This is a genomic window from Commensalibacter sp. Nvir, from assembly GCF_963921845.1.
Lineage (GTDB): Bacteria > Pseudomonadota > Alphaproteobacteria > Acetobacterales > Acetobacteraceae > Commensalibacter.
This window is the reverse complement of sequence record NZ_CAWUGZ010000142.1, coordinates 1-10,596: the sequence shown is the minus strand read 5'-3', so window position 1 is coordinate 10,596 and position 10,596 is coordinate 1. Positions and strand designations below refer to the sequence as shown.

Genomic DNA, 10,596 nt, shown 5'->3' with positions numbered 1-10,596 from the left:
AATCTGTATTAAGCTGTATTTTATATATATCAAGGTAGGTATAAGGATTTGACGCTGTCACTAATAAACGAGTAATTAAACTTGAAACTAAAGCATATGTTCTTTTTTAGTATGAATGCTATTTTCACCAAATCGAATATTATTTCGAACTATATCTTTATTATTGTTATTTTTTATTACCAAACGTTTATTTCGACACATTCATTTCTTACAAACAACTTTTTTTGTAATTTTTTATCGATCCCTTTTATTTTAAAATTACATAACGAATTAATGATTTATAGGGTGATTAAACCAAGACACTCTATACTGACCTGCCTTTTATAATTAAGGAGATAATAATGTCAAACACTGAAACACAAGTTAAAGGCTGGGAACAGTTCAAAGGTACAAAGTGGCAAAAAGAAATTGATGTACGTGATTTCATTCAAGCCAATTATATTCCCTATGAAGGAGATGAATCGTTTTTAGCTCAAGCTACAGAAGCTACTAAAAAATTATGGTCAAACGTTTTAGAAGGGATCAAAATTGAAAATTCGACGAAAGCTCCTTTAGATTTTGATACAAAAACGATCTCTACGATTACGTCTCATGATGCAGGTTACATTGATAGATCTTTAGAAACCGTTGTTGGTTTACAAACCGATAAACCATTAAAACGTGCGATTATGCCTAATGGTGGAATTCGCATGATTGAAAGCTCATGCAAGGCCTATGACCGTGTACTCGATCCAATGGTTATAGAAATTTTCACCAAATATCGTAAAACGCATAACCAAGGTGTATTCGATGTGTATACGCCTGAAATTGTAGCTTGCCGCAAATCAGGTGTTATTACCGGTCTACCGGATGCTTATGGTCGGGGACGCATTATTGGTGATTACCGACGTGTTGCTTTATACGGTATTGATCGATTAATGGCCGATAAGCTCAAACAGTTTAAATCCCTTCAAGCTGACCTGGAAAATGGTGTTAATTTAGAAGAAACTATTCGTTTACGCGAAGAAATTAATGATCAATACAAAGCGTTGAACGATATGAAAATCATGGCTGCTAAATACGGCTACGATATTTCCCAACCTGCAAAAAATGCTCAAGAAGCCATACAATGGACCTATTTTGGTTATTTAGCTGCGGTTAAATCTCAAAATGGAGCAGCAATGTCTTTAGGACGCACCTCAACATTTTTAGACATTTATGTCCAACGTGACCTTGATAATGGTGTTATCACCGAAGAGCAGGCTCAAGAATTTATTGATCATTTCGTCATGAAATTACGCATGGTACGTTTCTTACGTACACCTGAATACGATGAATTGTTCTCTGGTGACCCTATTTGGGCCACAGAATCTATCGGTGGTACGGGGCTTGATGGACGCACCTTAGTTACAAAAAATTCTTTCCGGTTCCTTAACACACTTTACACAATGGGGCCTTCACCAGAACCAAATCTTACCGTGCTTTGGTCTGAAAAATTACCTAAAAGATTTAAAGAATTTACCAGTAAAGTTTCCATAGACACCTCTTCATTGCAATACGAAAATGACGACCTTATGCGTCCAGATTTCCAAAGCGATGATTATGCCATTGCTTGCTGCGTTAGCCCAATGATTGTAGGGAAACAAATGCAATTCTTTGGTGCTCGTGCAAACCTTGCTAAAACGTTACTATATGTTATCAATGGCGGTATTGACGAAAAATCCAAAGTGCAAGTGGGACCTAAAACAGCCCCTATGATGGACGAAGTTCTTGATTATAATAAAGTTATGGACGGACTTGATAACTTTATGGATTGGCTCGCCAAGCAATACGTGACCGCTTTAAATTGTATTCATTATATGCACGATAAATACAGCTACGAAGCTGCTTTGATGGCCTTACATGATCGCGATGTTATTCGCACGATGGCATGTGGGATTGCTGGATTATCCGTTGCCGCTGATTCTCTTTCAGCAATCAAATACGCCAAAGTCAAACCTATTCGTGACGAAAATGGCGTTGCTGTGGATTTTCATATTGAAGGCGACTATCCAAAATTTGGTAATAATGATCCAAGAGTAGACGACATCGCTTGTGATTTAGTTATGCATTTCATGACAAAGATTAGCAAACTTAAAACCTATCGTAATGCAAAACCTACACAGTCCGTATTAACCATTACTTCAAACGTTGTGTATGGTAAAAAAACCGGAAACACTCCAGATGGACGTCGAGCCGGTGCTCCTTTTGGTCCCGGGGCCAACCCTATGCACGGTCGTGATACCAAAGGAGCTATTGCTTCATTAACTTCCGTTGCAAAATTACCTTTCTCTTATGCAAAGGATGGTATTTCTTATACGTTCTCTATTGTTCCAAAAGCGCTAGGAAAAGATGATAATGTTCGCAAAGCCAATCTTTCAGGCATGATGGATGGTTACTTCCATCATAGTTGTGACAAAGAAGGTGGCCAACATTTAAATGTTAATGTGTTTACACGTGAAACTCTATTAGATGCGCAAAAACATCCAGAAAAATATCCAAGTTTAACCATTCGTGTTTCTGGATATGCTGTCCGTTTTAATTCTCTAACGACAGAACAACAAAACGATGTAATTAACCGTACTTTTACAACAACAATGTAAAATTACGATAATTATTTATTTTAGAAAGACCCTTTATGGGTCTTTCTTTATGTAAGCTCTATGGATAAAATAATGTTTATAAATAAACATACAGGACGTATTCACTCTATTGAATCGTTCGGTACAGTCGATGGTAATGGAATTCGTTACATCGTTTTCTTTCAAGGTTGCCTAATGCAATGCCTATATTGTCATAATCCGGATACTTGGGATATGAAAGCTGGGCGTATTGTTACTGTTCAGGAATTAATGAGTGAAATCATTTCTTACAAACCTTTTTTACAAGCCAATGGTGGAGGGGTTACTGCTTCTGGTGGGGAACCACTCTTACAAGCTAGATTTATTACAGAATGGTTTAAAGCGTGTCACGCAGAAAATCTAACCACTTGTCTGGATACAAACGGTTACGCAAAACATTACACAAAAGAAATAGAAGGTCTAATTAAAGAATCAGATCTCGTCATGCTTGACCTCAAACAAATGAAAGAGGATGTCCATAAAAAATTAACAGGAATATCCAATAAATATGCTAAAGATTTTGCACAATACTTATTTAAACAAAATAAAAAAACGTGGATACGGTATGTTATTGTCCCAGGTTGGACAGATGATGCAGAATCTGCCCATATGTTAGGTCAATTTACTAAACAGATGTCCAATATTGAACGTATAGAACTTCTTCCTCTTCATCAAATGGGCGAACATAAATGGAAAGAACTTAACAGAGAATATAAATTAAAAAATCTTAATCCACCTTCTATAGAAACACTAGAAAATCTTAAGAAAATCATCAGCAGCTATGGACATACAGTCATTTATTAAGAAAAGAATATATTCGTGCTCCTTTTCTCAAATCTGTTGTTTATAATATGTTAAATAATATAAAACTCGTCTGGAAAATTCATTGTTTTAACAATCTTCAATTAACTCCATTCAAACTTAAATTCTTAAAGTATGTTATTTCCCCGATGAATTTTGATATCGAGTGTTTATTTACTGCTGCATAAAAAACTTTAAAATTAACCTACTTATAAAGCCGTTATAAAAGCAATAAAGCCAAAAAAGACCCCCGGTAAATTAGCTATCATTATCGGTTTGTCTTTCAATTTGAAACCATAACAAACCCAAAAAATACAATTTACTGTAGCAGCGGCAGGCTGAAGGGGATTGGTAACATATCCGTGAAAATTATCATATATTTGCGGTATGTAGAAAAAAAACATACAACAGGCAGTAAACGTTCCTATCCATCCTATAATTTTTGTAGATGTAGGTAAATTGCTGTCATCTCTCATGAAACCGCCTCGTTATAATTAACATTATTCTCTACGAATAAAGTAAAGTACGACTCAATAAAAGATAAATTTGATTATGAAATAGTACAACATCAAACATGGACAGATCGATAATTGAAACAAGAAAAAATAATTTTATATTATAAAATTGAATGCAATTAATTTCTGCTGCTTTTTTAAATTATAAGATTTTATCATCAATTTTGCCATTTAAGTCTATGTATGACTTGATAATTCTCTCCTCCTCAGCTTTTGACTTTACAAACTAAATTAATCGTTTGATGATAAAAGTTCGACTAAACTTTAAATTTTTAAAACAATGGAATACTAATTGGTCCATATCACATAAAACTAACTTAGTATAACACTTCCTAACATACTAGGAGATCATCTATGGTCAAAGAAGCTCCAGGTGGACCTGGTCTACCTTCTACGTGGACAAGCAGCGCTAAGGACATTATAGGAACATCTATTTATAGAGGTAGAGTTTGGTATGCTGTTGGTTACGGAATTTTAAACGAAGTGTATTGGCCTTCGTGTAGTATTCCACAGATAAGGGATATAGGTTTTATTGTATCTGGAGAAAATTTCTGGTCTGAAGTGAAAAGAAATCATAATTATGAATTAACCACCCCAGAAGCAGGTTTGCTGTTACCACACATTACACATACACATAAAAATTATAAATTAGAATTGGAGATTGTTCCTGATCCTGTAAGGGACGTGCTTTTGATACACTACAAACTTATAGGCCATGGATTAAAACTTTATACTTTACTTGCTCCTCACTTAGGAGGAGACGGCGATGATAATTATGGCAAAATTACTCCTGAAGGACTTGTTGCTTATAAACAATTGCAACATACCATTCTTAGTGCTGAGCATGGCTTTAATCGAGGTAGTGTTGGTTACATTGGCACGTCTGATGGATGGTGTGATTTTCATGAAAACAAAAAAATGACTTGGCACTATGATCAAGCTGGTCCAGGTAATATTGCATTAATAGGAGAGTTAAACGAAAACGAAGGTGTTCTCGCCCTGGCTTTTTGTTACAGTATCGAAGGCGTAAGAACGTTAGCTTATAGCTCTCTTTCTGCCGGTTATGAAGAAATAAAAGATTTCTACATCAAAAGCTGGAAAGCTTGGTTTGAACGTATCTTAACCCCAACGCTTGATTATCTCCCAGAACGATTCCTCAAAATTGTTAAACTTTCTGCTGCTGTTATAAAATGTCATACAGGAGGAACTTTTCCTGGTGCTTTAATAGCAAGTTTAAGTACACCTTGGGGAGATAGCCATAAAGATACGGGGGGATATCACTTAGTTTGGCCACGAGATACCGTTGAAGTAGCCTTCGCCATGCTGGCATGTGATATGATAATAGAAGCCAAAAGTGTTCTTGCGTATCTAATAAGTATACAACAACCTGATGGGCATTGGTTACAAAACAATTATACAGATGGAAGGCCTTACTGGCTCGGTTTACAACTTGACGAAGTCGCTTTGCCGGTCTTATTAGCTGCAAAATTAAGTGAAATGAATTTGTTAGGCTCAATGTACAACCCGGCGAAACGCATGGCACAAAAAGCCTTGCGTTTTATTGCTCAACATGGCCCTACAAGCCCGCAAGATCGATGGGAAGAAAATTCTGGGCTTAATCCTTTTACGCTCGCCGTTTCCATTACAGCGCTTGTCTCTGGTGCAAGATTAGGTTTCTTAGAGGAAAGGGATCAACAATACGCACTCGACTTAGCTAGCGATTGGAATAATCGGTTAGAAAGTTGGGTTTATGTAAAGCATACCAATTTAGATAAAGAACACCAAATTGAAGGACATTACATAAGATTAAATCCTAGCTGTCATTCTGCACGGTATGGCAAAGTCATGCTAAAAAATAGAAATAATCAAGTTGTTAAAATTCGTAATTTACTCGGGATGGAATACCTTTATCTTGTACGCTTAGGATTAAGACAAGGCTCAGACAAAAAAATTAGAGATACCACTAAATTAATTGATAAATTACTTTGTGTTCAACTTCCCGCGGGTCCTTATTATTATCGTTATAATAATGATGGTTATGGGGAGCATGATGATGGAAGCCCTTATGATGGAAATGGGAAGGGGCGTTTATGGCCTTTGTTAAGTGGAGAGAGAGGTCACTATGCCATTGAATGCAAAGAGAGTGTTTTGCCATACTTAAATGCTATCCTTGCATCGGCAAGTATAGGGGGAATGCTACCAGAACAGGTATGGGACAATGAGGATATCCCAGAACGTCATTTGTACAAAGGAAAAGCAACGGGGAGTGCTATGCCACTAATTTGGGCACACGCAGAGTTAATTAAATTAATTTATACTTATAAAACGCAAGTACCTATTGAAAGATTGCAATGTGTTGTTCAATATTTTAGTAATCCTCCACAATCCCCTAAAACAACTTTTTGGAACGACACCGTTGCCTGTAATCACACTTCTTGTCAAAACAAATTATGGATACAAGCGTCTCAACCTTTTACTTTGCGATACGGTTTAAATAACTGGCAAAATACTCAAGAAATAAGCAGTCAACTTTTAGGTTTAGGTATTTATGGTGCATCCATAGATATAAAAAATCTCGCTGGTCAAAAAATTGATTTTACGCGAAAATTCCTTGATCAATGGGAAGAAAAAAATTGGCATATATTAATTGAAAATTAATGATTTAAGAGCGAAGCATATAAATTGTCATATTTTTTAGCTGTTTTCCTCCATCCCAAATCTTGTTGCATAGCCTCTTGCTGTACCTGATGCCATTGTTCTTTAATTTTCCATAATAATAAGGCTCGATGAACTGTCTTAAGCAAATCAAAAGGTGTACATTCATTAAACACAAAGCCTGTAGCTTTTTGATTGGCTAAAGTTTCCGAAGAACAATCCACTACTGTATCGGCTAATCCGCCTGTTTTTCGAACCAAAGGTAAAGTCCCATATTTTAAACCATAGAGTTGAGTCAACCCACACGGTTCATAACGACTAGGAATTATTAAAACATCTCCTCCTGCAATAACTCGATGCGAAATTGGTTCATTGTAACCAATAATAACTTTAATTTGATCTGGAAAAGAATGTGCTACGTCTTCGAACGCTTTTTCAATAGGTTTATCACCATGGCCTACTACGACACATTGTAAACCAAAATGAGCTAATCTAGGTAAAATTTTGATGATTAGATCTAACCCTTTTTGATACGTCATGCGGCTAATAACGGTAAAAAGAGGCCATTGATTTTGTATCGATAACCCTAATTTTTTTTGTAAATCTACTTTGTTAACATTTTTTTTATTCAGCTCATCCCATGAATAAGATTGCGCGATAAATTCGTCATATTTTGGAGACCATACTGTCTCGTCCACTCTATTTAAAATACCACAAAGACGTTTTTCTTCTTTCAACTTTTTTAATAACAAATCTAAACCACAAGAAAATTTAGGATGTAATATTTCTCTAGCATAGGTCGGACTAACGGTTGTTGATGTGTTAGCATAATATAATCCCGCTTTTAGAAAAGAAATTTGACCATAAAATTCTAATCCTTCTGAAGAATAAAATTCTTGCGGTAACCACAGCTCTTTTAGATGATAAGGAGCAAAAAGTCCTTGATAAGCAATATTATGAACCGTAAAAACACATTTAGCAGGATATTGATTGGCCGCTAAATACGCACAGGTTAATCCAGCGTGCCAATCATGCGCATGAATAATATCGGGCTTCCAATAAGGATAACAATCTTTGGCTATTTCACATGCAATATACCCTAATAAAGCAAAACGTAAGTGATTATCATGATAAGGAACATGCTCTTTATCATGATAAGGGCTTCCGGGCCGATTGTATAAAGAAGGACAATCAATAATAAAAAGATGCGTTTCTCGATAAGTACACGCATAGAGTTTACAGGGCCCTACAAAGCTTTGAATACACGCAATTTCTTGTTTGTTTTTAACATTATGTAAGATATCAGGAAAACCTGGAATAAGAATACGTGCATCATGGCCTAGCTTTCTTTGAGTCATAGGCAAAGCCCCCATAACGTCAGCCAATCCGCCGGTTTTTAACAGTGGAAAGAATTCTGAGCACACATGCAGTATTTTCATCTTTTAACCCACTAAATTATACAACTTGTTAAGCTAATAAAAGAGATTGACTATTGTATCTTAGTCCAAATGTTGTTCTTTAACCTCAAAATAAAGCGTTGATAGGGATGGTAAATTTAACAAGACAGACCATTGAAATTCATGGTGCGGTATAGTTTCGGGAACAAAATGTTTATTTTCAAACCGCGTTGATCCACCATAAAGTAGATTATCTGTATTGAGCACTTCATAGAGAATATTTGGTGTTTCAAGGCCTAAACGATAGTGTTTATAATTTACGTTTGAAAAATTGCTTATTGCAAGCACCTGTGTCTTTTTATCTTTGGCATACCGTATAAACGCAAAAACTAATTTTTGTTTATCGTCCGCAATGAGCCAACGAAATCCTTCTGGAGAAACATCGTTTTGATACAAAGCAGGGTGCGTTTGATAATAATGATTAAGATCCCTGACTAAATTTTGTATGCCTTTATGTAAACTGTAGGGATCGTTCAATACATACCAAGATAGCTGATTGTCATGATCCCATTCTTGCTTTTGCGCAAATTCATTTCCCATAAATATTAATTTTTTACCAGGATGAGCCCACATAAACGCATAATAAGCTCTTAAATTAGAAAATTTTTCACTTTCACTGCCGGCCATTTTTTCAAACATAGATATTTTTCCAGGCGAAACTTCATCATGAGAGAGTGAAAGAATAAAATTCTCCTTCCAGGCATATGACGTAGCAAATATAATTTTATTATAAAAATCTATACGTTTAGTAATATCTTGTTTCATAAAATTTAACGTATCGGTTACCCAACCCATATTCCATTTATAATCAAAGCCCAATCCTTTTTTTTTCGACGTAACTCCTTCATAACTCGTACATTCCTCAGCAATCATTATTACGCCAGGATGTTTTTGATGAATAAATTTGTTGGTTTCTTTTAAAAAATCAATTACTTCAAGGTTAATATTTCCACCGAATTTATTAGGTATCCATTCATTTTCTGCCCGACAAAAATCACGATAAATCATAGAAGTAACAGCATCCATTCTTATGCCATCAAAACCATAATGCTTTATCCAAAAGAAGACATTATCCTTCAGTAATTGGCGTACTTGTGGATTTTTATAATTATAAATAAGCGTTTGCCATTTATGCTGAATACCTTCTCGAGGATCAGAATATTCGTAGAGTGATGTACCATCAAATTGAGCTAAGCCCCATTTGTCTTCTGGAAAATGACCTCCTACCCAGTCTAAAATAACATTAAGCTCATAATGATGAGCCGCTTCAATAAAATCAATTAATTCTATATAAGAACCATAATAAGGAGCAGGTGCATAAAGACATAAAGGTTGATATCCCCATGAACCATATAAAGGATGATTTTGTATAGGTAAAATTTCTATATGAGTAAAACCCATGGATTTAACATAAGGAATAAGTTGTTGCGTTAAATCTTTAAATTTTAACATATTACCATCATTATCGCGTTTCCAAGAACCAAGATGAACTTCGTAAATTGAAATAGGTTTATCAATTTGGTTTCGATTATTTTGTTCCTTAGTTCTAAATTTTACGTTTGGAAGAGAGCGCACAATAGAATAATTTTTTGGTGCTGATTCTACAGAAAAGGCATAAGGATCCGATTTAATGATGGACTGTCCATAGCTATTAATTAAATGAAATTGATAAACTTCATTTTCCCCAATATCTGGTATAAAAAGTTCCCAAATACCAGTTTTATTTTGTTTATTCATAGGATATCTTCTTATATCCCAATGATTAAATTGACCAATAACAGAGATTTTTTTTGCGTGTGGTGCCCATAAAGAAAAATAAGTTCCGTAGACGCCAGCTAATTTAATAAGATGTGCTCCTAATTTTTGATAAGAAAGGGAAAATTTATCCTTGTTTTTTTCTTTATTCCAAAAATCTTGAAGATAATCTCTATAACAGTAAGGATCTTCTATAATTTGTTTAGTTTTCGTCCAATTTATTTCAAGAATATAAGAAAAATTACGTGGTAATCTTTTAAATTTACCAAAAAACAATCCTTTTTTATGGATACGATCCAGAGTTAATACATGCGATAAATTTTCTTTTTTTAATATATTAACGTTAGCTGCATCAGGTAGAAAAACACGGAATTCACTATGACTGTTTATATGATGCAAGCCTAAGACAGAAAAAGGATATTGATCTTTTTTCTGTAAAATTAAATGGTTAAGAGCTAGCCTATCGTATGGTCTCATTAAACCTCTACAAGTAATTCGTTTATTGATTACGACTAAGCATATTTATACATATTAGAACAAAATAGACCTAATAAACAATAAATTAATTTCATTAAAACAATTTTAAAGAATACTATTCTTTTTATTCTTTACTTTGCAGTGTTGATTAAAATATTTATTGTAATAGAATAATAAAATTCTGTTATATTAAATTATTTTCTTAATATAAAAATTATATAGTGAAAATTATTTTTGAAATAATAGTATATTACTATAAGTTTTAAAAATTGAACTTAATTTTTCATTAATTAAAAT

General features: G+C 34.5%; 6 protein-coding genes. 3 read left to right on the top strand and 3 right to left on the bottom strand.

What is annotated here, in order from left to right:
* Positions 1-341 precede the first annotated feature (341 nt).
* Together pflB and pflA are read left to right on the top strand one after the other, a co-directional pair.
* A complete protein-coding gene (gene pflB, locus AABE15_RS09130; protein ID WP_338330987.1) occupies positions 342-2,621 on the top strand; it encodes a formate C-acetyltransferase in 2,280 nt (759 codons plus the stop codon).
* A gap of 72 nt (positions 2,622-2,693) precedes the next feature.
* On the top strand, positions 2,694-3,443 hold the full coding sequence (gene pflA / locus AABE15_RS09125) for a pyruvate formate lyase 1-activating protein (RefSeq protein WP_338330986.1): 750 nt from the start codon (positions 2,694-2,696) through the stop codon (positions 3,441-3,443).
* A gap of 206 nt (positions 3,444-3,649) precedes the next feature.
* Here the strand turns inward: pflA and AABE15_RS09120 are convergent, their stop codons facing one another.
* Entirely contained in the window at positions 3,650-3,916 is a 267-nt protein-coding gene (locus AABE15_RS09120) for a SemiSWEET family transporter (protein WP_338330985.1), read from the bottom strand.
* Positions 3,917-4,309: 393 nt separating this feature from the next.
* Here AABE15_RS09120 and AABE15_RS09115 point away from each other — a divergent pair, with 393 nt between their 5' ends.
* Entirely contained in the window at positions 4,310-6,613 is a 2,304-nt protein-coding gene (locus AABE15_RS09115) for a glycoside hydrolase family 15 protein (protein WP_338330984.1), read from the top strand.
* Here AABE15_RS09115 and glgA read toward each other — a convergent pair.
* Together glgA and glgB are read right to left on the bottom strand one after the other, a co-directional pair.
* Complete coding sequence (gene glgA / locus AABE15_RS09110; RefSeq protein WP_338330983.1) at positions 6,610-8,049, bottom strand: glycogen synthase GlgA; 1,440 nt, start codon at positions 8,047-8,049, stop codon at positions 6,610-6,612. The genes AABE15_RS09115 and glgA overlap by 4 nt on opposite strands.
* Before the next feature lie 60 nt (positions 8,050-8,109).
* Positions 8,110-10,299: a 1,4-alpha-glucan branching protein GlgB gene (gene glgB, locus AABE15_RS09105; RefSeq protein WP_338330982.1), complete on the bottom strand. Its 2,190-nt coding sequence runs from the start codon at positions 10,297-10,299 to the stop codon at positions 8,110-8,112.
* Positions 10,300-10,596: the final 297 nt, after the last annotated feature.